Origin of the sequence: Actinopolymorpha sp. NPDC004070 (assembly GCF_040610475.1) — a bacterium.
Classification (GTDB): Bacteria; Actinomycetota; Actinomycetes; order Propionibacteriales; family Actinopolymorphaceae; genus Actinopolymorpha.
Genome location: NZ_JBEXMJ010000011.1, coordinates 48,629 through 72,611 on the forward strand (window position 1 = coordinate 48,629; position 23,983 = coordinate 72,611).

At 72.2% G+C, this 23,983-nt stretch carries 20 protein-coding genes and 1 tRNA gene; 11 read left to right on the forward strand and 10 right to left on the reverse strand.

Features of this window, described 5'->3' with window-relative positions; genetic code table 11:
* Positions 1 to 29: 29 nt before the first annotated feature.
* Positions 30 to 2,432, forward strand: coding sequence for a protein translocase subunit SecD (secD, locus tag ABZV93_RS20335; RefSeq protein WP_354938355.1), 2,403 nt, complete (start codon positions 30 to 32; stop codon positions 2,430 to 2,432).
* A gap of 52 nt (positions 2,433 to 2,484) precedes the next feature.
* Here the strand turns inward: secD and ABZV93_RS20340 are convergent, their stop codons facing one another.
* The gene (locus ABZV93_RS20340) at positions 2,485 to 3,690 is read right to left on the reverse strand and encodes an NADPH:quinone reductase (RefSeq protein ID WP_354938358.1); all 1,206 of its coding nucleotides are present in this window, start codon (positions 3,688 to 3,690) and stop codon (positions 2,485 to 2,487) included.
* Positions 3,691 to 3,765: 75 nt separating this feature from the next.
* A complete protein-coding gene (locus ABZV93_RS20345; protein WP_354938361.1) occupies positions 3,766 to 4,659 on the reverse strand; it encodes an SDR family oxidoreductase in 894 nt (297 codons plus the stop codon).
* Between the two features lie 123 nt (positions 4,660 to 4,782).
* Here ABZV93_RS20345 and ABZV93_RS20350 point away from each other — a divergent pair, with 123 nt between their 5' ends.
* From ABZV93_RS20350 to ABZV93_RS20360, 3 genes are all read left to right on the forward strand, one after another.
* Positions 4,783 to 5,691: an aldose 1-epimerase family protein gene (locus ABZV93_RS20350; RefSeq protein WP_354938363.1), complete on the forward strand. Its 909-nt coding sequence runs from the start codon at positions 4,783 to 4,785 to the stop codon at positions 5,689 to 5,691.
* 142 nt (positions 5,692 to 5,833) lie between these two features.
* Positions 5,834 to 6,976 carry a DNA polymerase III subunit beta gene (gene dnaN, locus ABZV93_RS20355; RefSeq protein ID WP_354938366.1) on the forward strand — a complete coding sequence of 381 codons (1,143 nt, stop codon included), beginning with the start codon at positions 5,834 to 5,836 and terminating at the stop codon, positions 6,974 to 6,976.
* Positions 6,977 to 7,117: 141 nt separating this feature from the next.
* Entirely contained in the window at positions 7,118 to 7,933 is an 816-nt protein-coding gene (locus ABZV93_RS20360; protein ID WP_354938369.1) for a ferritin-like domain-containing protein, read from the forward strand.
* A gap of 64 nt (positions 7,934 to 7,997) precedes the next feature.
* Here the strand turns inward: ABZV93_RS20360 and ABZV93_RS20365 are convergent, their stop codons facing one another.
* Positions 7,998 to 8,561, reverse strand: a complete 564-nt coding sequence (locus ABZV93_RS20365; RefSeq protein WP_354938372.1) for a helix-turn-helix domain-containing protein — start codon at positions 8,559 to 8,561, stop codon at positions 7,998 to 8,000.
* Between the two features lie 347 nt (positions 8,562 to 8,908).
* On the opposite strand from ABZV93_RS20365, the gene ABZV93_RS20370 reads away from it, so the two are divergent.
* Complete coding sequence (locus ABZV93_RS20370; protein ID WP_354938375.1) at positions 8,909 to 10,474, forward strand: MDR family MFS transporter; 1,566 nt, start codon at positions 8,909 to 8,911, stop codon at positions 10,472 to 10,474.
* Here the strand turns inward: ABZV93_RS20370 and ABZV93_RS20375 are convergent.
* The gene (locus ABZV93_RS20375) at positions 10,463 to 11,311 is read right to left on the reverse strand and encodes a hypothetical protein (RefSeq protein WP_354938378.1); all 849 of its coding nucleotides are present in this window, start codon (positions 11,309 to 11,311) and stop codon (positions 10,463 to 10,465) included. The genes ABZV93_RS20370 and ABZV93_RS20375 overlap by 12 nt on opposite strands.
* Positions 11,312 to 11,331: 20 nt before the next feature.
* Here ABZV93_RS20375 and ABZV93_RS20380 point away from each other — a divergent pair, with 20 nt between their 5' ends.
* Together ABZV93_RS20380 and ABZV93_RS20385 are read left to right on the forward strand one after the other, a co-directional pair.
* The gene (locus tag ABZV93_RS20380; RefSeq protein WP_354938381.1) at positions 11,332 to 11,757 is read left to right on the forward strand and encodes an NUDIX domain-containing protein; all 426 of its coding nucleotides are present in this window, start codon (positions 11,332 to 11,334) and stop codon (positions 11,755 to 11,757) included.
* Positions 11,754 to 12,551 carry a class I SAM-dependent methyltransferase gene (locus ABZV93_RS20385; protein ID WP_354938384.1) on the forward strand — a complete coding sequence of 266 codons (798 nt, stop codon included), beginning with the start codon at positions 11,754 to 11,756 and terminating at the stop codon, positions 12,549 to 12,551. Before ABZV93_RS20380 ends, ABZV93_RS20385 begins: the two co-directional genes overlap by 4 nt.
* Here ABZV93_RS20385 and ABZV93_RS20390 read toward each other — a convergent pair whose 3' ends face one another.
* Positions 12,552 to 13,205, reverse strand: coding sequence for a DUF1707 domain-containing protein (locus tag ABZV93_RS20390; protein ID WP_354938387.1), 654 nt, complete (start codon positions 13,203 to 13,205; stop codon positions 12,552 to 12,554).
* Positions 13,206 to 13,311: 106 nt separating this feature from the next.
* Between ABZV93_RS20390 and ABZV93_RS20395 the strand changes: the two genes are divergently transcribed.
* A complete protein-coding gene (locus tag ABZV93_RS20395; RefSeq protein ID WP_354938390.1) occupies positions 13,312 to 14,697 on the forward strand; it encodes an FAD-binding oxidoreductase in 1,386 nt (461 codons plus the stop codon).
* Positions 14,698 to 14,783: 86 nt separating this feature from the next.
* Here ABZV93_RS20395 and ABZV93_RS20400 read toward each other — a convergent pair whose 3' ends face one another.
* From ABZV93_RS20400 to ABZV93_RS20420, 5 genes are all read right to left on the reverse strand, one after another.
* Positions 14,784 to 15,386: a hypothetical protein gene (locus ABZV93_RS20400; protein ID WP_354938393.1), complete on the reverse strand. Its 603-nt coding sequence runs from the start codon at positions 15,384 to 15,386 to the stop codon at positions 14,784 to 14,786.
* Between the two features lie 242 nt (positions 15,387 to 15,628).
* On the reverse strand, positions 15,629 to 17,788 hold the full coding sequence (locus ABZV93_RS20405) for a catalase (protein WP_354938396.1): 2,160 nt from the start codon (positions 17,786 to 17,788) through the stop codon (positions 15,629 to 15,631).
* A 93-nt stretch (positions 17,789 to 17,881) separates the two neighbouring features.
* Positions 17,882 to 18,769, reverse strand: coding sequence for an SDR family oxidoreductase (locus ABZV93_RS20410; RefSeq protein WP_354938399.1), 888 nt, complete (start codon positions 18,767 to 18,769; stop codon positions 17,882 to 17,884).
* A complete protein-coding gene (selD, locus tag ABZV93_RS20415) occupies positions 18,766 to 19,821 on the reverse strand; it encodes a selenide, water dikinase SelD (protein WP_354938402.1) in 1,056 nt (351 codons plus the stop codon). The genes ABZV93_RS20410 and selD overlap by 4 nt, the downstream gene beginning before the upstream one ends.
* Positions 19,822 to 19,874: 53 nt before the next feature.
* Positions 19,875 to 20,294 carry a DUF3224 domain-containing protein gene (locus ABZV93_RS20420; RefSeq protein ID WP_354938405.1) on the reverse strand — a complete coding sequence of 140 codons (420 nt, stop codon included), beginning with the start codon at positions 20,292 to 20,294 and terminating at the stop codon, positions 19,875 to 19,877.
* A 174-nt stretch (positions 20,295 to 20,468) separates the two neighbouring features.
* On the opposite strand from ABZV93_RS20420, the gene ABZV93_RS20425 reads away from it, so the two are divergent.
* The 3 genes from ABZV93_RS20425 to selB all read left to right on the forward strand — a co-directional run bounded on the left by ABZV93_RS20425 (position 20,469) and on the right by selB (position 23,929).
* Positions 20,469 to 20,563, forward strand: a tRNA-Sec gene (locus ABZV93_RS20425).
* A gap of 87 nt (positions 20,564 to 20,650) precedes the next feature.
* Positions 20,651 to 22,024: an L-seryl-tRNA(Sec) selenium transferase gene (gene selA, locus ABZV93_RS20430; RefSeq protein ID WP_354938408.1), complete on the forward strand. Its 1,374-nt coding sequence runs from the start codon at positions 20,651 to 20,653 to the stop codon at positions 22,022 to 22,024.
* 12 nt (positions 22,025 to 22,036) lie between these two features.
* Positions 22,037 to 23,929: a selenocysteine-specific translation elongation factor gene (gene selB, locus ABZV93_RS20435; protein WP_354938411.1), complete on the forward strand. Its 1,893-nt coding sequence runs from the start codon at positions 22,037 to 22,039 to the stop codon at positions 23,927 to 23,929.
* The last annotated feature ends 54 nt before the right edge of the window (positions 23,930 to 23,983 follow it).

Sequence of the window (23,983 nt, forward strand, 5' to 3'; positions counted from 1 at the left end):
CCAGTCCCGTCACACCAGTCGGAGCCACCGTGTCCGGAGATTCCACGCCCGAACGCCCATCCGCGTCCGCCCGCTCGTCGGCGCGCGCACGCTCGTCCGCATCGTCCAGGAACAGACCCGCGTCCCGGCCGCCGAAGTCACGCGCGCCGCTGGTCCGCGCGCTGCTGACGTTCGGCGTCCTCGCCCTCGCGTTGTACTTCGCCATCAGCACACCGGCCCGGCTCGGGCTGGACCTGCGCGGCGGCACCCAGATCGTCCTGGAGACCCGGGACAGCCCCACCGCGAAGGCCAACGCCGAGTCCACCGACCGGGCCCTACAGGTCCTCAACCGCCGGGTGGACGCGCTCGGCGTCTCCGAGCCCAACCTGACCCGATCGGGTGACCGCCGGATCATCGTCGAGCTGCCCGGCGTCCAGGACCCGCGGGAGGCCGAACAGGTCATCGGCCGTACGGCACAGCTGACGTTCCACCCCGTTCTCGGCATCGCCCAGCCGAAGGAGAAGGCCAAGCCGGGCGAGCAGATCCTCGGTGACGAGAGCGGCCAGCGGCTTCGCCTCGGCCCGTCGGCGCTGACCGGTGAGGGGGTGAAGGACGCCGCCGGCGCCACCGACCCGCAGCAGGGGGTGAGCTGGTTCGTCACGATCGACTTCAACGGCAAGGGCGGCGGCGCCTGGAAGGAGATCACCGGCAAGGCGGCCTGTGCCCAGCCGGGCGACCCGACCCGCCGGGTCGCGATCGTGCTGGACAAGAAGGTGATCTCCTCACCGCAGGTCGATCCCAGCGTCGGCTGCAACGTCGGCATCGGCGGCGGAAGCACCCAGATCACCGGCGACTTCGACCAGGCCTCGGCGCAGGAGCTCGCGGTGCTGATCAAGGGCGGCGCCCTCCCGGTGCCGGTCGAGATCATCGAGCAGCGCACCGTCGGCCCGTCCCTCGGCGCGGAGGCGATCGAGGCGAGCGCGAAGGCGGCGGCGATCGGCCTGGTCCTCACGGGGCTGTTCATCATCCTCGTCTACCGGCTGATGGGCGCGCTGGCGACGTTCGCGCTGGCCTGCTACGCGCTGATCTCGTACGCCATCCTGGTCGCGCTCGGCGCCACGCTGACGCTGCCCGGCCTGGCCGGGTTCGTGCTCGCCATCGGCATGGCGATCGACGCGAACGTGCTGGTGTTCGAACGCGCCCGGGAGGAGTACGCCGCCAACCAGCAGAAGGGCCTGTCCACCGCCCTGTCGCGCGGCTACAAGGGCGCCTGGTCGGCGATCATCGACTCCAACGTCACCACGCTGCTGGCGGCCGGGCTGCTGTTCTTCCTGGCCTCCGGTCCGGTACGCGGCTTCGGCGTCACGTTGTCGATCGGTGTCCTCGCCTCGATGGTCTCGGCGCTGGTCGTGGCGCGGCTGTTCACCGACTGGGCGGTCCGGCGTACGTTCGTGCGCGACCGCCCCGGCATCACCGGGCTCGGCTCGATCGGGCGGGTCCGCACCTGGCTGATCGAGCGCAACCCAGACCTGATGAAGCGGGGCCGGCTGTGGCTCGCGCTCAGCGCCCTGGTGGTCGTCGTGGCCGGCGCCGGCATCGTGGTCCGCGGCCTCGACTACGGCGTGGAATTCACCGGCGGACGGCTGGTGGAGTACTCCACCAGCAAGCCCGTCGACGTGAACGCCGCCCGGCAGGCCGTCACCGACGCGGGCTTCCCGCGCGCGGTGGTCCAGGAGTCCAGCGGCGACAACATCACCGTCCGCACCGGCAAGCTCAGCACCGAGCAGGCGCTGGAGATCCAGCAGGCGCTCGGCGAGCTGGGCGGCAAGGTCAGCAAGGAACGCGACGAGCTGATCGGGCCCAGCCTGGGCAACGAGCTGCGGATCAAGGCGCTGATCGCGCTCGGGGTGGCGCTGCTGGCGCAGATGGCCTACCTCGCGATCCGGTTCCGATGGACGTTCGGCGTCGCGGCAGTGCTCGCGATGTTCCACGACATCGTGATCGTGACCGGGTTGTTCGCCTGGCTGGGCAAGCCGATCGACGGGGTGTTCCTCGCCGCGGCGCTCACCATCATCGGCCTGTCGGTGAACGACACCGTGGTGGTGTTCGACCGCATCCGCGAACTGTGGGCGGGCAACCCGAAGACGCCGTTCGCCCGCAGCGCCAACCTCGCCGTGCTGCAGACGGTGCCGCGGACGGTGAACACCGGGCTGGGCGCGATGTTCATCCTGGCGGCGCTGGCCATCCTCGGCGGGGAGTCGCTGACCGACTTCGCGGTCGCGTTGCTGGTGGGGTTGTTCGTCGGTACGTACTCCTCCACCTTCACCGCGACGCCGCTGGCGATCGAGCTGCAGGGCAGGAGCGGCAGCGGGCCGCCGCGGGTCCGTACGAAGTCGCCGGAGAAGGCGGCACGGAAGCGGGCGCAGCGCTCGGGTACAGGCGCGGTCGTGTAGGTCCGCCTCGGATGAGGCTCCCGGTGCCGTGGCCCTGACAGCGCAGCACGTGTCAGGTCCGCGGCACCAGGATCACCCGGCCGCGCACGCGGTGCTCGACGAGCTGGTGTGCCCGGGCGGCCTGGTCCAGCGGGAGCACCTCACCGATCCGTACGTCGAGGCGGCCCTCGGCGAGGTGGGCGCCGACCACCCGCGCGGCGTCGGCAAGCTCGGCGGCCGACGCGGTGGTGATCACGTAGCCGAGCAGCCGCAGCGACTTGAGGTAGAACGGCGCGATCGGCAGCGCCGCGGGCTCGGGCCGCCCGGCGACCAGGACCACCGCGCCCCGGTCGGCCATCACCTCCACCGCGAGCGCCAGGTCGATCCGCCCGGAGGTGTCGAACCACACGGTCGCACCGCCGGGCGCCTCCGCGGCCAGCCGGTCGCGCAGGTCCTCCACGCGGTAGTCGACGACAGCAGTCGCGCCGTGGTTGCGGCACCAGGTGGCGTCCTCGGTCCGGGCGAGGGCGACCACCCGGGCACCGGCGAACGCTGCCAGTTGGCTGACGCAGCTTCCGACGTTGCCGGCCGCGCCGCCGACCACCACCGTGTCGCCGGGGCCGACGCCGCCGACGTGCCGGAACAGACCGAGGTACGCGGTGACCGCCGGGTGGAACAGTGCCACCGACCGAACCGGGTCCAGCCCGTCAGGGAGCGGATAGAGCCGGTCGGCCGGTACGACGGCGTACTCGGCGGTGGCGCCCTGCCGTCCGGCGTACCCCAGGCCGTTCGTCCACACCCGCTGCCCCGGCGCGAACGCGTCGGCAGCCACCCCGCACGTCTCGACCACCCCCACCAGGTCGCGGCCGACCACGAAAGGGAACCCCGGCAGCGGAGTGCGGTAGCGACCGGAACGGATGTAGGTGTCCACCGGGTTGACCGCCACCGCCTCCACCCGGACCAGCACCTCGTCCGGCGCCGGAGCGGGTACGACGAGCTCGCCGACCCGGATGTGCTCGGCCGGGCCGAGCCGGTCGACGTACGCCGCCCGCATCGTGACCGGGACGCCGTTCGGGTGACCGCCGCCGCGTGGGTCGAGATCGCCCGGCGAGTCGTTGCGCCGCGGGTCCTCGCCCCGCGGGGCGTCCCCGGGCGGGTCCGGGTGGTGGGCGGGGTCGTAATCGTGTCGACCCTCGCGCGGCGGGTCCGGACGACGCGGAACGCTCGGGGCGGGATCGTCGTCCGCGCCGCCCGGGCCGAGCAGGCTGCGCCCGGTCACCGGGCCCGCCTCCTCGGTCGCCGGCCCGGCCGTGCGCCCCCGTGCGTACGTACCATCAGTGCGGCCACCTCAGGGTCAGGGCAGGCCGCCGGTGGCGCGGATGTTCTGCCCGGTCAGCCAGCCGGACTCCGAGCGCGCGAGGAAGCCGACGACGTTCGCGATGTCGTCCGGGGTGCCGAGGCGGCCGAGCGCCGTCAGCTTCGGAATCGCGGCGAGCGCCTCCGGCGGGTTCGACGCGTGCAGCAGATCGGTGTCCGTGGCGCCCGGCGAGACGACGTTGGCGGTGATCCCGCGGGCGCCGAGCTCCTTGGATGCGGTGACGGTGAGGAGTTCGACGGCGCCCTTGGCGGCCTGGTAGAGCCCGTTGCCGGCGACCGGAACCTGGGTATTGAGGCTGGAGATCGTGATGATCCGGCCGCTGTCGCGAACCCGCCGGGAGGCCTCCTGGAGTACGACGAACGCGCCCCGGACGTTGGCGGTCACCATCACGTCGAAGTCGTCGTCGCGGGTCTGCGCCAGCGTCGTGCGCTCGCTGACCTGGACCGCGACCGCGTTGTGCACAACGATGTCGAGCCTGGTGAGCAGCCGCTCCGCCTCGGCGAAGAACGCCCGGATCTGGGCCGGCTCGACGAGGTCCATGCGTACCGCGTGCGCGACCCCGCCGGCCGCGGCGACCTTGGCGACAACCTCGGTGGCGGCCGCCTCGTCGCTGCGGTAGCTGAACACCACCTCGGCACCGTCGAGGGCCAGGCGCTCGACGATCGCCCGGCCGATGCCGCGCGAACCACCGGTGACCACCGCACCCTTCCCGGTCAGCTCTGCACCGGTCAGCACCGCACCGATCAGCTCGGCGTCCGCCTCGACAGCGGTGGGATCTGCTCCGGTGGGCGCATCGGTGAAGTCCGCACCCGTGGGCCCTGCTTCCTCGGGCTCGGTTCCTGTCGGCTCGGTTCCTGTGGGTTCGGCCATGCGTTTCAACCTACCCAACCCGCCCGCACGCCACCCAGAGCCGGAACCGGCGAAGATCTGCGTAGTGCAGGATGGTTTCGTCCGACGGAGGACCGCCGGGCGACGCGGAGGAAGGACCATCACGTGCAGGCGAGCGGCGAACAATACTCCATCAGCGCGGCGGGCTACACCGCGACCGTCACCGAGGTTGGCGCGACCCTGCGCGAGTTGCGGTACGACGGACGCGACCTGGTCGCCGGGTTCGCCGCCGACGAGGTACGCCCGGTTTTCCGCGGCGCGGTTCTCGCACCGTGGCCCAACCGCGTCATCGACGGCACCTACGACTTCGGCGGGCAGAGTCACCAGCTCGCGCTGACCGAGCCCGACCGGCACAACGCCCTGCACGGCCTTGTCGCCTGGTCGAGCTGGCAGGTCGTGCACCACTCCCCGCAGCGGGTCGAGCTCGCGCACCGGTTGTTCCCGCAGACCGGCTACCCCTTCCTGCTCGACCTGCGGGCAACGTACGAACTGTCCGAGGCGGGGCTGGCCTGCACGGTCGCCGCGGTCAACGCCGGCGACACCGACGCACCGTTCGGCACCGCGCCGCACCCCTACCTCGTGGCCGGGCCGGGCCGGGTCGGCGACTGGTCGCTGGAGCTGCCCGCCGGTAAGTACCTCCAGGTCACCGAGGACCGGCTGGTGCCGCAGGGGCTGGCCGAGGTGGACGGCACCGCCTACGACTTCCGTACGGCCAAGACCATCGGGACGACGTTCCTCGACCACGCCTACACCGGGCTCGCCGCCGACGCCGACGGCGTGGTCCGTGCACGGGTGCGCACCGCCGAGGGCTCCGGGGTGGAGCTGCGCTGGGACGCCGGCTGCCCGTGGGTGCAGGTGCACACCGCCGACCGGCCCGAGCCCGAGCTCGACCGGTCGGGCCTCGCGGTGGAGCCGATGACCTGCCCGCCGGACGCGTTCAACTCCGGCACGGACCTGGTGGTCCTCGCGCCCGGACAGCGGCACGAGGCAGGCTGGACGATCGCCGCGATCTGAGCCGCCGGCGTCACTCCGTCCGCTCTCGCCCCTTCCGCCCCGGCCTGTCGGTGGGCCGCTCTAGGGTCTGACAACACCCTGGCCGCCGCATCCACCACCGGCTGGGCGGGCAGCGCCATCACGGCACATCACGGAGGACGCCATGAGATTCGCCAGCGAGAGCACCCGGCTGGGCCGGGCCGCCACCTTCGCCGCCCGGCACTCGGCGGGCACCGCCGCGCCGATCCCGGCGCTGAGCGGTCTGCGGGTGTCCGCCGCCGACGACGCGATCCGCCTCACCGGCTACGACTACGAGGCCAGCTCCACCGTGCGGTTCCCGGCCGAGGTCGACGAGCCGGGTGAGCTGCTGCTCCCCGGCCGGGTCTTCGCCGAGATCGTGCACGCGCTCCCGCAGGGCCTGGTGCGGGTGCACACCCGCGAGGGTGTGGTGGAGATCAGCGCCGGCGCGAGCGAGTTCACCCTGCCGACGCTGCCCCTGGCCGACTATCCCGAGCTGCCGACACCGCCCGCGCCGGTCGGTGCCCTCGATGCCGCACCGTTCGCCCGGGCCGTCGCCCAGATGTCGCGCATCGCGATCCGCGGAGATGCCGTACCCGTGCTGTCCGGCACATTGCTGGAGTTCGACGCGGAGTCGGTCACGCTGACCTCCTCCGACCGGTTCCGGGTGGCGATCCACCGGGTGCCGTGGAAGGCGACCGGATCCGACCTGCCCGCCCGGGCCGTCGTCCCAGCGCGGATGCTCGCCGACGCGACCAAGAGCCTCGGCGCGGGCACCGACCTGCTCACCGTCGGCCTCGGCGGCGAGGGCGAGGCCGTCCTCAGCCTGGGCGTCGACGAACGCCTCACCACGCTGCGACTGCTCGACGACACCTACCCCGCGCTGCGGACGAAGGTCCCCGCCGACTTCGTGGGCACGATCGTCCTGGCCGTCGAGGACCTGCGGGCGGCCCTGCGGCGGGTGTGCATCGTGGCCGACCGGTACGCCGCGGTCGTCCTGACCATCGGCCAGGACGAGGTGGTCGTGGGCGCGGCCGGTGACGTCGACACCCGCGGCCGGGAACGACTCGCGGGGCGACTCGACGGCGACGCCGGCACGGTGGCCTTCAACGCGGGTTACCTGCTCGACGGCCTGGAGGGCTTCGACACCGAGTACGTCCGGCTGGCCTTCCAGGAAGGCATCCGGCCCGCGCTGCTCACCGGCTGCGCGGCGCCCGACGCCTCCCCCGATGCCGAGGTCCAACCTGACGTGATCTACGTCGCCATGCCGCGCCGCCTGCCCGCCTGACCCTCGCGGTCTGCCCGGCCGACCCTTGCGGTCTGCCCGCCGGACGCTCGTCGCTCGCCCGCCTGCCCCTCGCGCCGATCCGGTCTGACCTCGTACCCATCCACATCCGAATCGGCTCCGAATGGCCGGTCGGAGGTGGGCATGGCGTTCGAACTGGAGACCTACAAGCGTGCGGTGCAGCCCGTGAGGATCGACGACGTCGACTTCGACGGCTTCCGGGAGCGGCCGCTCACCGCGGAGGCGTTGCGCACGCTGCACTACATGGCCGACGTCGAGATGCACACGGTCTGCTACCTGCGAGACCTGCTGGTCACGCCGTCACACCAGAACCCTCGGATCACGACGTTCCTCACCATGTGGAGCTACGAGGAGTACTGGCACGGGGAGGTCATCGACCGGATCCTGGCCGTGCACGGGGAGGACCACGGACCGGCCCGGGCCCGCACGGTCCGGCGCGCGCAGGGCGTCGCGAACGTCGTCAGCCCGATCAGCCAGTGCCTCGCGGCGGCGGCGATCGGAGAGGACTTCATCGCCACGCACATGAGCTGGGGCGCGATCAACGAATGGTCCACCCATGCCGCGTACGCCCGGCTGACCGAACGCGAGAACCACCCCGTCCTCACCACCGTGCTGCGCCGGATCATGCGCCAGGAGACCCGGCACGTCGCGTTCTACACCTCCGAGGCGCGCACCCGGCTGGCCCGCAGCGCCCGTGCCCGCAGGTTGACCCGCTGGGCGCTGCGCACCCGGTGGCGCCCGGTCGGTTCCACAGTGATGCCGAGGTCGGAGACGAGGTTCCTGCTCGGCTACCTGTTCGGCGACGAGAACGGCCGCGGCGTCGTCGGCGACCTCGACCACAGGATCGACCGGCTGCCCGGCCTGGAAGGACTCGGGCTGGTGTCCCGGGCCGTCGGCCGGTTCGGCCCACGTCCGGGCGAACTCGCCGAGCCGACCTGACCTGACCTGACCCGGCCGACCCGACCTGACCTGACCTGACCCGGCCGACCCGACCGGACGCCGGTCAGCCGCGCTCGGCACCCTCAGCACCCTCGGTGCTGTCGCGGTCGACGAGGTCGAACGCGACGTCGAGGGCCGCCTGGTTGGCCTCCTCGACGCTCAGTCCCAGGCCTCCGCCGAAGGGCATGCCGGAGTCCCCGCTGAGCGCGGCGGCCATGTGCATGCCGACGATCGCGAGCAGCGCCCTGATCCGGCTCTGCGGCGGGCCGCCGTCGTAGAGCACCCCGTGCAGCGCGGCCATCCGCTGCTGGAACTGCTCACCGAGTCCCGACTTGTGTATCCCGGCGGGGTTCTGCTGGAAGAACCTCATCGACGGGAACCGGACGCGCACGATCTCGGCGTAGCGGCGCAGGACCTCGTGCCTGGTGTCGGTCGTGCGGGGCTGGTCCTCCGCCCAGGCGACCAACTCGTCGATGTCGGCGAGGAAGTCCTCCACCGTCGCGACGACGATCTCTTCCTTGGACCGGAAGTGGTAGTACAGCGCCGCCTTCGTCACCCCGAGCCGGTCGGCGATCTCCCGCAGCGAGGTGGAGTCGTAGCCCTGCTCGGCGAACAGTTCCAGGGCCACCTCCTGGATCCGGGCCCGGGTGTCCGACCCACCCGCCGGCCGGCCCGTCCGCGTCTCCGCCCGCCGACGCTCCGACCGGTGGTCGGCCCGGCTACTCCCCCGGCTGCCCGCTCGGCCACTACCGGTGGACCGGCCACGCCGGGGCTGATCGGACGACTCGTTCGGGCGTTGCGGCATGTGTCCTCCGTGGCCGGGGCGGGGAGACCTCACTTGACGAGCTATTTACTTGACGGCCGGTTAGTTCGCAACTTACCGTACGGCAAGTAAGCCTACTAGCCGGTCGGCAAGTAAGCCAGCGCGCGGCAGTCGCCGCGACGCAGTCGGCCAGTCTCACCAGCGGAGATCCAGTGACCACGACCGTGACCCCACCGGCTCGACGGGAAGTCCTCGTCGTCCTGCCGGGACTGCTCCTCGCGATGTTGCTCGCCATGCTCGACCAGATGATCGTCGGCACCGCCATGCCGCGGATCGTCGGCGAACTCGGCGGCCTGGACCACCTGTCCTGGGTGGTCACCGCCTACGTCCTGATGTCCACCGTCTCCACGCCGCTCTACGGCAAGCTCGGCGACCTGTACGGTCGCAAGCGCCTCTTCCTCGGCGCCATCGTGATCTTCCTCGTCGGCTCGGCCCTGTCCGGGATGGCGCAGAGCATGGTCCAGCTGATCGGGTTCCGTGCCCTGCAGGGCCTCGGCGCCGGCGGCCTGATCGTCGGCGTGATGGCGATCATCGGCGACCTCATCCCGCCCCGGGAGCGGGGGCGCTACCAGGGGTACATGTCCGCGACGATGGCGGCGGCCACGATCTGCGGCCCGCTGCTCGGCGGCTTCCTCACCGACCACTTCAGCTGGCGCTGGGCCTTCTACGTGAACATCCCCGTCGGCGTCCTCGCACTCGTCCTCGTGGGCACCACCCTGCAGCTGCCGCGACACCGGATCAGCCACCGCATCGACTACCTGGGGGCCGCGCTGCTGACCGTCGCCGCGACGTCCCTGGTGCTGGTGACCACCTGGGGCGGTACGCAGTACGACTGGGGATCGGTGCAGATCCTCGGCCTGGCCGTGCTCGGCGTGACGTCGGTGGTCGGCTTCGTGTTCGCCGAACGCCGGGCGGTCGAGCCCGTCCTGCCGCTACGGCTGTTCAGGGACCGCAACTTCACCGCGGCCACGCTGATGGGTTTCCTGGTCGGCTTCGCGATGTTCGGCGCGGTGACGTTCCTGCCATTGTTCCAGCAGACGGTGCAGGGCGCCTCGGCCACCAACTCCGGTCTGCTCCTGCTGCCGATGATGGCCGCGTCGCTGGTGGTGTCCCTCGTCGTCGGCACCGTGATCACCCGGACCGGCCGCTACCGGGCGTTCCCGATCGCCGGCGGCGCGATGCTCACCCTGGGCGTCTTCGCGCTGTCGCTGATGGACACCGGCACCACCAAGTTCACCCTGTCGGTCTACATGGTGATCCTCGGTATCGGGATGGGCCTGCTGATGCAGGTCACGCTCCTCATCGTGCAGAACAGCGTGGAGGCCAAGGACATGGGCGTGGCCAGCAGCACCTCGACGTTCGCCCGCTCGATCGGCGGGTCGTTCGGGGTGTCGCTGTTCGGGGCGATCTTCGCCAGCCGGCTGAGCGACTCCCTCGCCGGTATGCCGGGTGCGGAGAAGCTGGCCGGTGGCGGCGGGGCACACATCGACCCGGCCACCCTGCACCAGCTTCCCGCCGCCGCGCGCGACACCGTGCTCACCGCGATCGCGGACGGGATGCACAGCGTCTTCTTGTGGGCGGCGCCGTTCGCATTGGCCGCGTTCGCGATCGGCTGGGCGATCAAGGCGGTGCCACTGCGCGGTGGTCCCGGCCAGGTGGGCCCGGCCGGACCGGCGGGACCGGAGGGGGAGCCGATCCCGGCCGACTCACCCAGCTGACACCACGCCCAGGATCACCGAGGCGTCGTCGTGCACCTTGCCGCGTTCTCGCCGCCGCGCCGGTTCCGCGGCGGCGTCGGCGCGCTCGGCCTCCCGGGTGCGGGCGACCCACGCGTCCGGGCCGTCGGCCACGAGGGCGTCCAGCATTCCCCGCCAGTCGCTGGTCCCGAACGTGTCCACCAGCCGGGTCGCGCCGTCGGTGGCCACGGACAGTCGGCGCAGACCGGTCGCGTCGATGGTTCCGGTCAGGGCTTCGTACGCCGGCTCCGGCCGGTCCGCCGCGACCCAGTACCCGCCCGGCCTGTTGCGGTGTGACCGCACCCGCGGCGCGGAGGGAGTCTCGCCCTGGGCGCGCAGGCGCCGTCCCACGTCGCCGGCCCGGTGATCGGTCAGCACTACCGGGTCCTCGTCGCCGAGATCGAGCAGTACGACCGAGTCGGCGAGCACGAGGTAGTCGAGCACGTCGAGGCCGTCGCCGCGAAGCCGGGCCGCCGCCACCGTCGCCGCGGGGCTGTCCGGGTGGGCCAGGTCGCAGGTCCCGGCGTGCAGGTCGCGGGTCGCGACGATCGCCTCGGCCAGACAGTCGGCCAGCGACTCGGCGCCCTGCCCGTCGCCCGGCCCGTCGTCCCGGCCCGCAAGCCGGACGAAGTGGCCGCCGAGCGTCTGCGCGTACCACGCCACGCCGTGCCGGCATCCGGTGTCGGTGCGGACCATCGGGGTCACGCCGTCGAGCACCACCGCGAGCCGCGGGCCCGCGAACAGGAAGTCCTCGTTGTCGAGGTCGGGACTGCCGGGTTCACTCGCGTACATCACCTGCACGGTGCGCTTGGCCGTCACACCTGTGCACACTATCCGGCATGTCGCAGCCACCGACGGGACGTTCGTACCGCCATCTGGTCTCGGTCAAGGGGGTGTGCTTCCAAGGGGACCGCGTCCTGTTGCTGCGCAACGAGCGCGACGAGTGGGAGCTGCCCGGCGGCAAGCTGGAGTACGCCGAGGATCCGGCCGAGTGCGTGGCCCGGGAGGTCGCCGAGGAGAGCGGGTGGGCCGTACGGGTCGGGCCGATGCTGGACGCCTGGCAGTACGCCATCTCCCCCGGCGTCGACGTGCTCATCCTCACCTACGGCTGCCACGTACTCGACTCCACGGCGCCGGTGCGCAGCGACGAGCACCTTGACATCGGGCTGTTCACCGTCGAGGAGGCGGCCGGGCTGCCCATGCCCGCGGGCTACCTGCGTTCGGTCCGCGCCTGGCGACACCTTGACTTCGGAGGTACGCGATGAAGGGGAACACCGCACGCGGCGGACGGCTGAACTTCGACCGGGTGGTGGACGCCTACGACACCGGCCGGCCGAGCATCCCCTCCGAGGTGGTCGACCGTGCCGTCGAGCGCACCGGCCTGCGAGCCGGCGACACCGTGCTGGAGATCGGCGCCGCCACCGGTCAGCTGACGAAGGAGCTACGGGCGCGCGACCTCTCGGTGGTGGCGCTCGAACCCGGGCCGGCGCTGCGGACCCGGCTGGTCCGCCACCTCGACGAGGACACCGGGTTCGTCGTGCGCGGTGAGCTCTTCGAGGACTACCCCGGAGAGGAGGGGCCGTTCGCCGCGATCTGGTCCGCGAACGCCTTCCACTGGGTCGATCCGGCCGTGTCGTACGAGAAGTCGGCGCGGTTGCTCGCACCGGACGGTCACCTGGTGCTGATCTGGACGCACCCGATCCTGCACGACGAGGTGCAGACCGCGATGAACGCCGGCGCCTTCGCCGAGGAGCCGGACTTCGCCTACGACCCGGGACAGTTCGCCGACTACCTCGACCGGGTGGGCGCCGAGGGCCGGGAGGAACTTGCCGCGTCGGGGGTGTTCGAGGAGCCGGAGTACGAGTGGACGGCGCAGGAGTACACGCAGGACGTGGACACCTACGTCGCGTACCTCATGTCGTACGGCCACGTCGCCGCCCGCGAGCAGGACGAACGCGACGCGCTGGCGACCAAGGTACGCACGACGCTCGGCACCCTCGGCGTGGACCAGGTGGAGCTCACCCTGCACTGCTACACCTGCGTGGCGCGACGCCGCTGATCAGTGGTCGAAGTGGTGGCGCCTGCGCTTCTTGGGGTGGAAGTCGGCGCCGCCGAAGATTGCCACGCCCCGGATCACCACGACCGGCGCGTCCGGCGGCGGATCGGTGTCGCCGGTCTTCACCGAGATCCCGCCCATGATCCCGCTGGCCTCGTTGCGGACCACCACGCCCTCGGGGAGGGCGACGTCGACGCCGCCGAACATCGCGAACAGCTCGATCACCACCTCCGGCGCGTCGAACGTGGCGTCGGAGAGGTCGAGGTCGACCCCGCCGAAGACCGCCACCGCGCGGCTGCGCCGGCGCAGCCGCCAGCGGCCCTTCCGCTCCACGCCGCCGAAGATCGCGATCATCTGGTCGACGCTCTCCGAGGCGCCCACCGGGTCGACCACGGGAGCGCTGGCGGACCGGTCAGCCGGCCGCGCCTGCGCCTGCGGCTGGGGCGAGGTCGCGGCGAGGTCGTAGGTGATCGGCTCGAGCTCGCCCATCGTCTTGGCCTCGTAGACGGCGTCGAGGCGCTCGGAGTGCTCCTGGACGTCCAACCGCCCGTCGGCCAGCGCTTCCCCCAGCACCTTGACGATCCGCTCCCGATCGGCGTCGGAGGCACGCAGGTGAGACGCCCCGGAGGGTCGCACTGGTTCAGGCAGGTTTGTCATGGCGGAAGGATAACCGCCGTTGCCGCCGACGTAGCGTGTGAGGAAGGGGCCTCCTCCGCTGCTTCCCGACCGTTGGTGGTCGCGCCGGAGGGCGGTGAAGGACAACATGGACAAACCCACTGTCGACGACCTCCGCGACCGGGTGCACGGCCGCGTGGTCACCCCGGACGACGCCGAGTACGAGCAGGCGCGGCGGGTCTACAACGCGATGATCGATCGCCGGCCGCGGGTGGTCGTCCAGGCCACCAACGCCGGCGACGTGCGGGCCACAGTGGACTTCGCCCGGGACAGCGACGTCGACCTCGCCGTGCGCGGCGGCGGGCACAGCGTGCCGGGGTACGGCACCTGCGACGACGGAGTGGTGCTCGACCTGTCCGGTATGCGTGGCGTACGGGTCGATCCGCGGACCGCCACCGCGCGCGCCGAGGGAGGCGCCACCTGGGGCGACTTCGACTCCGCCACCCACGCGTTCGGGCTGGCCGCACCGGGCGGGATCATCTCCACCACGGGAATCGGCGGGCTCACCCTCGGCGGCGGCATCGGCCACCTCGACCGGTCGCTCGGACTGTCCTGCGACAACCTCCGCAGCGCCGACGTGGTGACCGCGGACGGGCGGTTCCTCCTCGCGAGCCCGGACGACAACGCCGACCTGTTCTGGGCACTTCGAGGTGGCGGCGGCAACTTCGGCGTGGTGACGTCGATGGAGTTCGGACTGCACCCGGTGTGCGACGTCTACGGCGGGCTGGTCTTCTTCGACCTCCGGCACGCCGCCGACGTTCTCCGCTTCTACCGCGACTTCATCGAGACCGCGGACGAACGGCTGTCACTGTTCCCGGCGTTCCAGATCGCCCCGCCGCTGCCGTTCATCCCGGTCGAACGCCACGGCGAACCGCTGGTGGGAGTGGTGACCTGCTGGTCCGGGCCGATGGAGGAGGGCGAGCGGGCCGTCGCGCCGATCCGCGACCTGGCGCCGCCGGTCGCCGAGCACCTCGGCCCGATGCCGTACCCGGCGCTCAACTCGATGTTCGACGCGCTGGTGCCGCCCGGGATGCAGCACTACTGGAAGACGGCCTTCGCCCGCGAGCTCACCGACGAGGCGATCGCGGCGCACTGCGACTTCGGGCCGCGGCTGCCGGCACTCAACTCCACCGTGCACATCTACCCGGTCAACGGTGCCGCCCAGCGCGTCGACGCCGGCGCCACCGCCTTCGCCAACCGGGACATGACGTTCGCGACCGTCGTCGCCGGCATCTGGCCCGACCCGGGCGACAACGAGGCCAACATCGGCTGGGTGCGCGACTACTACCACGCCGTCGCGCCGTACTCGGCGGACACGGGATACGTGAACTTCATGTCCGAGGACGACCAGCCGAAGACCCCCACCAACTACGGGGAGAACTACGACCGGCTGGTCGCGGTGAAGCAGGCGTACGACCCGGGGAACCTCTTCCACCTCAACCAGAACATCGTCCCCCGACAGACGAGAGGGTGAGGACCCGCAGGGCCTGGACCCCGCGGGTCTTCACGTTTCACGCACGACGATCGAGTTCGGAGTTCGGTGCCGGAATCGCGTACGTACTAGTCGATCCGGCGCAGGTAACGGTGCCGGGCGCGCACCTCGTCCAGGAGTTCGTCGGCGCTCAGCGCCAGGTGGTCGAACCTCGGGTCCACCTCGTGCACCCGGGTGGCGTCGACGAGCTCGGCCTCCGGGGGCAGCTGCTCCCGCACCGCGCTCGCCGCCTCGGCCATGGTCGGGGACTCAAGACCCATGCTCTCGACGTACTTGGACGGGTCGTTCTTGCGGGCCGCCCGCAGGGCGCTCGTCTCGCGGAGTACGACCTCCACCTTCGCCAGCGTCTCCCGCGCGTCGGCGAGGACGGCGTAGGCACCCTCGATCCTGGCCTGCATCTCCTGGCGCTCGAGGACGGCGTGGTTCATCTCGGTCTTGGCGTCGGAGATCCTTCCCTGGTTGAGGGAGTATCCCAGCACCGCGCCCAGGGTCGCCGCGACCACCGCGGCCACACCGGCGTACAGGCTCACGAAGTGGTCCCACGAACCTGCCTGGACGGACAGGTACGCGACGAATCCACCGAACCCGACGATCACCAGCAGGCCGAAGAACGCCCGCGGGTCACTCCACGTGAAACCGCCGCGCTCTCGCCTGGCGTCGTCCCTGCTCATGTTTCCCCCCGCGGAAATCGAATCTGTCGGACACTCCGCACGCGGCCCAGGACTTCTGTTACCGACTCATCATCCTAGACACGGCCGTCGCCGGTCCGCTGTCAATCCGGGGTGGACAAAAACAGGAGAGTGGTGCGGAGATCCCTTGTGGGCAAGGGATCTCCGCACCACCCTTTCGAGCAGGCAGCCGTACGCCAGCACTTCAGTACGGCAATGCGTCAAGCAATGCGTCAAGCAATGCGTCAGGCCGGAACGGCGTCGGTCTCCCGGTCCCAGTGCCGGTGCAGGCTCATCGCCTCGGCGAACACCCGGCAGAAGTCCTCCAGCCGGTTCTTGTCCGGCCCGCGGCCCTGGGTGACCACGCCGCGGTCGTTGACCGGCTGGTCGGCGTTGGTGGCCACCATGACCTCACCGATGGGCGCCCGGGACAGAACGTCGATCCCCTCCGCCACCGCACCGACGGTCTTGGCGTGCTTGAACGCCTCGGCGACGAAGTGCAGCGCCTCGCCGTCGCGGGACAGCGCCTGCGCGGCCTCGGCGCCACCGGGCACGATCACCGCGTCGTACAGGACCGACGCCATGGTGTTCAGCCGGCGGTCGGCCTCGACCGTGGAACCGTTCGTCGTGGTGATCTTTCCGTCGCGCAGACCGAGCACCTCCGGCCGCAGACCCATCCCGGAGAGGTTCTCCACCAGGGCGGTCACGTGCACCTCGTCCACGCCGTCGGCAGCGAGCACAGCGACCATCCGGGTGGCGATCGGCGCGCCGGGGCGCACCTGACTCAGTGCCGGGGACGACTGCCCGTGGTTGGGGCGTTCCGCCTTGGCCGGCGGCTCCACCCCGATGCCCTGGGCGACGGCGACCGCGAGCTCGTGGTCGATCCGGTTGAGGTGCTCGACGACTCGTTCGCGGATGTACGTGCGCTCGACCTTGCCCAGCTCGAACTGGTACGCCGCGACGATGTGCTCCTTCTCCGGCGCCGACATGCTGTTCCAGAACAACGTGGGCTGGTTGTAGTACTCCTTGAAGCTCTCGCTCCGCCGGCGGATCTTGTGGCCGTCGACGCGTTCCTGGTAGTGCCGGAACACCTCGCCGTCACCGCCCACGGCCGGGCAGCCGCCGCCGATGGTGTTAGGGGAGTAGCTGGACTGCGTGCGGTAGATCTGGTGCTGGTGGTAGCCGTCCCGGTGGTTGGTGGTGACCGGAGCGACCGGCCGGTTGACCGGGATCTGGGCGAAGTTCGGCCCACCCAGCCGGATCAGCTGCGTGTCGAGGTAGGAGAAGTTGCGCGCCTGCAGCAGCGGGTCGTTGGTGAAGTCGATGCCCGGCACGACGTTCGCGGTGTGGAACGCCACCTGCTCGGTCTCGGCGAAGAAGTTGTCCGGGTTGCGGTCGAGCACCAGCTTGCCGATCCGGCGTACCGGCACCTGCTCCTCGGGGATGATCTTCGTCGGGTCCAGCAGGTCGAAGTCGAACGCGAACTCGTCCTCCTCCGGCACCAACTGCACGCCGAGCTCCCACTCCGGGTAGCGGCCGGACTCGATCGCCTTCCACAGGTCCCGTCGGTTGAAGTCGGGGTCCTTGCCGGCGATCTTCTGCGTCTCGTCCCACACCAGCGAGTGCACGCCGAGCAGCGGCTTCCAGTGGAACTTGACGAAGGTGCCGCGGCCCTCGGCGTCGACGAACCGGAAGGTGTGGACGCCGAAGCCCTCCATCATCCGGAAGCTGCGCGGCAGCGCGCGGTCCGACATCAGCCACATGACCATGTGGAGCGACTCCGGCTGCAGCCCGACGAAGTCCCAGAACGTGTCGTGGGCGGACGCCGCCTGCGGAATCTCGTTGTGGGGTTCGGGTTTGACCGCGTGCACGAAGTCGGGGAACTTGATGCCGTCCTGGATGAAGAACACCGGCATGTTGTTCCCGACCAGGTCGTAGTTGCCCTGCCTGGTGAAGAACTTCGTCGCGAACCCGCGTACGTCGCGCACGGTGTCGGCCGACCCGCGCGAGCCGGCGACGGTGGAGAACCGCACGAAGACGGGAGTACGCCGGCCCGCCTCGGCCAGGAAGTCGGCGACGGTGATGTCGGCCATCGACTCGTACGCCTCGAAGTAGCCGTACGCACCCGCACCGCGCGCGTGCACCACCCGCTCGGGAATCCGCTCGTGGTCGAAGTGGGTGATCTTCTCCCGGAAGTGGAAGTCCTCCAGCAGCGTCGGACCGCGCTCGCCCACGGTCAGGGAGTCGTCGGTGTGGTCGACGCGGACACCCTGGTCGGTGGTCAGGTGCGTGCCCTCGATGTCCACCCGGGACGCCTCGAGCTGCCGGTCCTTGCTGTCGGCGTCCGCGCGGACATGCCCGTCGCCGGATGCCGTCGTCGGGTTGTTCGTGGTCGGGTCGTCCATGCCCAGCCCCCTGGGGTAGTTGCGTTTGTCCTCTGCCCCTACCCGGGTGACGCGCTGGTACTCACGGCCGGCACGGCCGCGTACGGACCCGGATCAGAACGTGCGCTTGCCGCCGCCCGCGTACAACGTCTGCCCGGACAGCCACCGCGCCTGCTCGGAGGCGAGGAACACCGCGATGTCGGCGATGTCCTCGGGTTGCCCGAGCCGGCCGAACGGGCTCATCGCCGCCGCGGTCCCGGCGAGGTCCGGCCCGATCCAGCCGGTCTGCACCGGGCCGGGCGCGACGGTGTTGACGGTGATGCCGGCCGCGGCCATCTCCTGGGCCGCGGATCGGCTGAGGCTTTCCAGGGCGTACTTCGTGGCGCCGTAGGACACCTCGCCCGGGAACTGCGGCGCACCGTCGGTGCCGATGTTGACGATCCGGCCCCAGCCGCCGCCGCGCGCCAGTACGCGGCGGTGGAAGTCGGCCATCAGCAGGGCCGGCGCGCGAGTGTTGAGCGCGTAGTGCCGGTCGAGGTTCGCCGCGTCCAGGACCGGGTGGTCACCGAAGTAGAAGACCGGATCGCGCTGGGGGACGAACGTGTCCGGTACGGAGAGGGCGGCGTTGTTGACGAGGATGTCGACGGGACCGAGGGTGTGCTCCACCTCGCCGAGCAGACCGGCGCTGGCTGCCGGGTCGGTCAGGTCGACGACGAAGATCTCCGCCTCGACTCCTTCCGCGCGTACCTCCGCGAGCACCTGGGAGCCGTCGGACGCGGTCGCCACCGCGTAGGCCCGTGCACCGGGTTCCCAGTCCTCCGCGTACTCGGGCCCTCCCACGGTCGCCGGCTCGACCGGCGGAGGCGGGGTCGGGAGGAACGCGAGCCCGATCGCGACGCCTTCGCGAGCCAGCGCGCGGGCGATCGCGGCGCCGATGCCGAGAGGGCTGTTCGAACCGGTCACCACCGCCACCCGACCGGCCAGGCCGGTGTCGATCATCATCGGACCACGAGGACGTGCTCGCCGCGCGGGACGAGCTCGCCGACCACGGGCGCGCCGGGCACCTCGCCCGCGACCAGTAGACCGCCGGAGGTCTGCGCGTCGGCGAGCAGCAGCGCGTCGTCGGCGGACACCGCGGACAGGTCGGCGTGCGGCGCCACCCAGTCCAGGTTGCGGCGCGTACCGCCGCTGACGTAGCCGTCCCGCAGTGCCTCCCGCGCACCGGGGAGGTACGGGACCGCGGCGGCGTCCACGACCGCGCTCACCCCGCTGGCCCGCGCCAGCTTGTACAGGTGCCCGAGCAGCCCGAACCCGGTGACGTCGGTCGCGCACCGCACCCCTGCCGCCACCGCGGCGCGCGCGGCCTCGGCGTTGAGCGCGGTCATCGAGGCGACCGCCTCCGGAAACACCTCGCCGGTCGCCTTGTGCCGGGAGTTCAGGACGCCGACGCCGAGTGGCTTGGTGAGACTGAGCGGCACACCGGGCCGGCCGGCGTCGTTGCGCATCACCTGGCCGGGGTCGACCAGCCCGGTCACCGCCATGCCGTACTTCGGCTCCGGGTCGTCCACGCTGTGCCCGCCGGCGAGGTGGCAGCCCGCCTGCCGGGCCACGTCGAGGCCGCCGCGCAGCACCTCGGTGGCCAGCTCGAACGGCAGCACCTCGCGCGGCCAGGCCAGCAGGTTGACGGCGACGACCGGCGTACCGCCCATCGCGTAGACGTCGGACAGCGCGTTGGCGGCGGCGATCCGGCCCCAGTCGTAGGAGTCGTCGACGACCGGGGTGAAGAAGTCGGTGGTGAGGACGAGCGCCAGGCCGTCGCGAACGCCGACGACGGCCGCGTCGTCGCCCGCGTCCAGCCCGACCAGCAACTCACCGGGCGGCGTGGGCGCGTCTCCCCCTGCACTTCCGGCAGCCCCGTCCGCCCGCACACCACCTCCGGCGAGCCCCGCGACGATCTGTTCCAGCTCTCCCGGCGGGATCTTGCAGGCACACCCGCCGCCGTGGGCGTACTGCGTCAGCCGGATCGCGGACGCACTCACCTTCGTCTCGGTCATGTCCTCATGCTTCCCGCGCCGGCCGTCACCCGCCACACCGGGTGTCCTCCGAACTACTCCGCCGGCGCGAAGTCGTACTCGATGGCGTAGGTGTGGCTGCCGTCCTCGTGCACGGTGATCGTCACCTCGCCGCGGATTCCGGTGAGGTCGCCGGTCCCCGTGTCGGGGACGACCGTCACCGTCATGGTGCTGCGCTGCTCCTCGCCCTCGCCCTCCATCGTCGCGGCGTGCTGGACGGCGAAGCTGCCGGTACGGCCGTCCAGGGTGCCGGTCATCCGCTCGACCGCGACGTACGCCGCCGAGGTCGTCACCCGCCCGGCGACCGTGAGCAGCCGGGCGGTGCTCGTCCCCGTCAGGCCGCCGCGGAACTCCTTGCCGACGAGGATGCTCGCGATGGTCACACCGCCGTCCTCCTCCTCGGTGGTGGCGTCCCAGCGGGTGATCTCGAAGCTTCCGGTCACGCGGTGTCCCATGGGGTCCCCTCCTCCTGGCCGGGTCCTGTCCGCCCGGCTGCTGACGGGACCACCCTCGCGGACGTACCTGTCAACCGGTGTCAGGAATCTGCGAAAACCTGCCGCCCGGACGACGCGGATCGGACCATGGCGGGGGCACCCACGTGCGACTGTCATGATGTGGCGGTGGTCCGTGGAGGCGTCTCCGGCCTGGTGGCCGGCACGGTCTTCAACACCGATGAGCGGCAGGAGCTGTCGCTGGCGGGTTCGATTCCCGTCCGCCTCCGCCACCACGCCCACGTACCGACCCACGCACCCGCACCCACCCCTCGGCCACACCGACCAGACCTCGGTCCTCCACCCGGAGTGAGAACGCGATGACCGACGCCCGCCGCCGCGTACCCCGTACGGACGCCGTCCTCGCCGACCCGCGGCTGGCCGAGCCGACGCAGCGCCTCGGCCGGACCGCCGTCAAGGCCGCCGTCGTCGCCGCACAGGAACGCGTCCGCGCCGGCCGGGTCGAGCCGGAGGCGCTGGTGGACGCCGTACTCGCCGACCTTCCCGCCTCGGCCACCAGCCTGCGCCGGGTGGTCAACGCGACCGGCGTGATCGTGCACACCAACCTCGGCCGCGCGCCGCTGTCGGCCGCGGCCCGGGAGGCGCTGGACGTCGCCGCCGGGGCCACCGACGTGGAGTACGACCTGACCAGCGGCGCCCGGGCCCGGCGCGGGCGAGGTGCGCTGGACGCGCTCGCCCAGGCTGTGCCCGACGCGGACGGGGTGCACGTCGTCAACAACAATGCCGCCGCCCTGCTGCTGGTCGCACTGACCCTCGCGCAGGACAAGGAGATCGTCCTCAGCCGGGGCGAGTTCGTGGAGATCGGCGACGGCTTCCGGATCCCGGACCTGCTCGCCGCGAGCGGCGCCCGGCTGCGCGAGGTTGGCACGACGAACCGGACCACCCGCGCCGACTACGAGGCGGCGATCGGGCCGCGGACCGGATTCGTGCTCAAGATCCACCCGTCCAACTTCGTGGTGTCCGGCTTCACCGGCAGCGTGGACGTCGCCGACCTCGCCGGCCTGGGCGCGCGCCTCGAGGTGCCGGTCGTGGTCGACATCGGCTCCGGCCTGCTCGCCCCGCACCCGCTGCTGCCCGACGAACCGGACGCCGCGAGCGCCCTGCGCGCGGGCGCGACCCTGGTCACCGCGAGTGGTGACAAGCTGCTCGGCGGCCCGCAGGCCGGACTGCTGTTCGGCGTACGGGAGATGGTGGAGCGGGTCCGGCGGCACCCGGCGGCGCGGGCGATGCGGGTGGACAAGCTCACCCTCGCGGCCTTGGAGGCGACGCTCCGTGGGCCGGTCGCGCCCGTGCGCGCCGCGCTGGACGCCGAGCCGGGCGAGTTGCGCGTGCGGGCGGACAAGCTCGCCGCCGCGCTCGCCGGAGCCGGGATCGACGCCACCGCGGTCGCCTGCCGGTCCGCGGTGGGCGGCGGCGGAGCGCCCGAGGTGGAGCTGGCGAGCTGGGGCGTCGGCGTGCCCGCGGGGTGGGCGGTGCCGCTGCGTACCGGCGACCCGCCCGTGGTCGGCCGGGTGCACGAGGGCCGCTGCGTCCTCGACCTGCGCACCGTTCCACCCGAGGTCGACACGCTGGTCGCGGACGCGGTCGCCCGGGTGGCCGCGCGCTCGGTTCCCGGCTCGTCGCCCGGCTCGTCGCCCGGCTCGTCGCCCGGCTCGTCGTCGTCGGGGACCTGAGGACGGCACCGGATGTACGTCATCGCGACCGCCGGCCACGTCGACCACGGCAAGTCGACGCTGGTCCGCCGCCTCACCGGCATGGAGCCGGACCGCTGGGCCGAGGAGCGCCGCCGCGGGCTGACCATCGATCTGGGCTTCGCCTGGACGCGGCTGCCCGACGGCCGGCCGCTGGCGTTCGTCGACGTGCCCGGGCACGAGCGCTTCGTCCCCAACATGCTCGCGGGCGCCGGGCCGGTGGCGGCCGCGATGTTCGTGGTGGCCGCCGACGAGGGGTGGCGGGCGCAGTCGGCCGAGCACCTCGCCGCGCTGGACGCGCTCGGCGTACGCCACGGGCTGCTCGTCGTCACCCGTGCGGACCTCGCCGACCCCGAGCCCGCCCGGGCGCAGGCGCTGGAACACCTCGCGGACAGCACCCTGGGCGCCGGCGGCATCGGCGGCACCGTCCCCTCGGTCGCGGTCAGCGGCCGCACCGGCGCCGGGCTGGAGGGCCTGCTGGCCGAACTGGTCGCGCTGACCCGCCGGCTGCCCACGCCGGACCCGGACGCCGACGTACGGCTGTGGGTGGACCGCTCGTTCAGCGTGCGTGGCGCCGGCACCGTGGTGACCGGCACGCTGACCGCGGGCACGATCGCGGTCGGCGACGCCCTCGCCGTCGCCGGCTCCACCACCGGGTCCACCACCGGGTCCCGCGAACGCAGGCTGGTCCGGGTCCGCGGCCTGCAGGCACTCGGCGAGGACCTCGCGCGCGTGTCCGGAACCGCCCGGGTCGCGGTCAACCTGCGCGGTGTGGACCGTACGGACCTCGGCCGCGGCGACGCGCTCCTCACCCCGGACGCCTGGCGGGAGACCGAGGTCGTCGACGTGGCGCTCCGGTGCGACGGGGACGAACTGCCGGGATCGCTGGTCCTGCACGTCGGCGCGGCCGCGGTGCCGGCGCGGGTCCGTCCGCTCGGACCGCACGCGGCCCGGCTCACCCTCGCCCGGCCGCTCCCGCTGCGCACCGGCGACCGCGGCCTGCTGCGCGACCCCGGCCGGCACCAGGTCGCCGCGGGGGTACAGGTGCTGGACGCCGCACCGCCCGGACTGCGGCGACGGGGTGCGGCCCGGGCCAGGGCCGAGTCCCTCGAACCCGCCGTACGGGAAGCGCACGGCACCGCCGCCGAGCCGAGTGCGGCCGCCGGAGGAACCGGCCTCGCCGCGTACGTCGCCGGCCTCCACCTGCGCCACCACGGCTTGGCGCGCCGCTCCGAACTCCGCGCGCTGGGCCTGCCCGAGGTGCCGCCGGGCAGTCTCGACGTCGGCGCCGGCTGGTGCGCCGCGGAGGACCACTGGGCGGAGCTGGTACGCCGGGCACCCCAGGAGCTGTCCGGCTGGGAACGCGAGCAGCCGCTGGCCGCGGGCATGCCGTCCGACGTACTCCGGCAGCGCCTCGGCGTCCCCGCCGCCCTGCTGCCCGCCGTGGCCGGCGCCGCCCACCTGCTGCTGCGCGACGGCCAGGTACGCCGGCCCGGCACCGAGGCGACGCTGCCTCCCGCGGTGGAGAAGGCGGTACGAGCCGTCGAGGACGACCTGGCCGCCGAGCCGTTCGCCGCGCCCGAGGCGGCCCGGTTGGCCGAACTCTGCCTCGGCACCCGCGAGCTCGCCGCTGCCGTACGCGCCGGCCGCTTGCTCCGGGTCACCGACACGGTGGTGCTGCTGCCCGGCGCCCCCGACCAGGCCCGGCGTACTCTCGCCGCCCTCGACCAGCCGTTCACGCTCAGCCAGGCGCGGATCGCGCTGGGCACCACCCGCCGGGTGGCGGTTCCCCTGCTGGAGCTGCTCGACGAGCGCGGCGTCACCGAACGGCTCCCCGACAGCAGCCGTCGGCTCGTCCCGCGAGCCAGTGTCGGCGAAGACCGATAGGGTCGAACGCGCACCACAGCACCACACTCCTCACGCAAGATCGCAGGAGGGCGA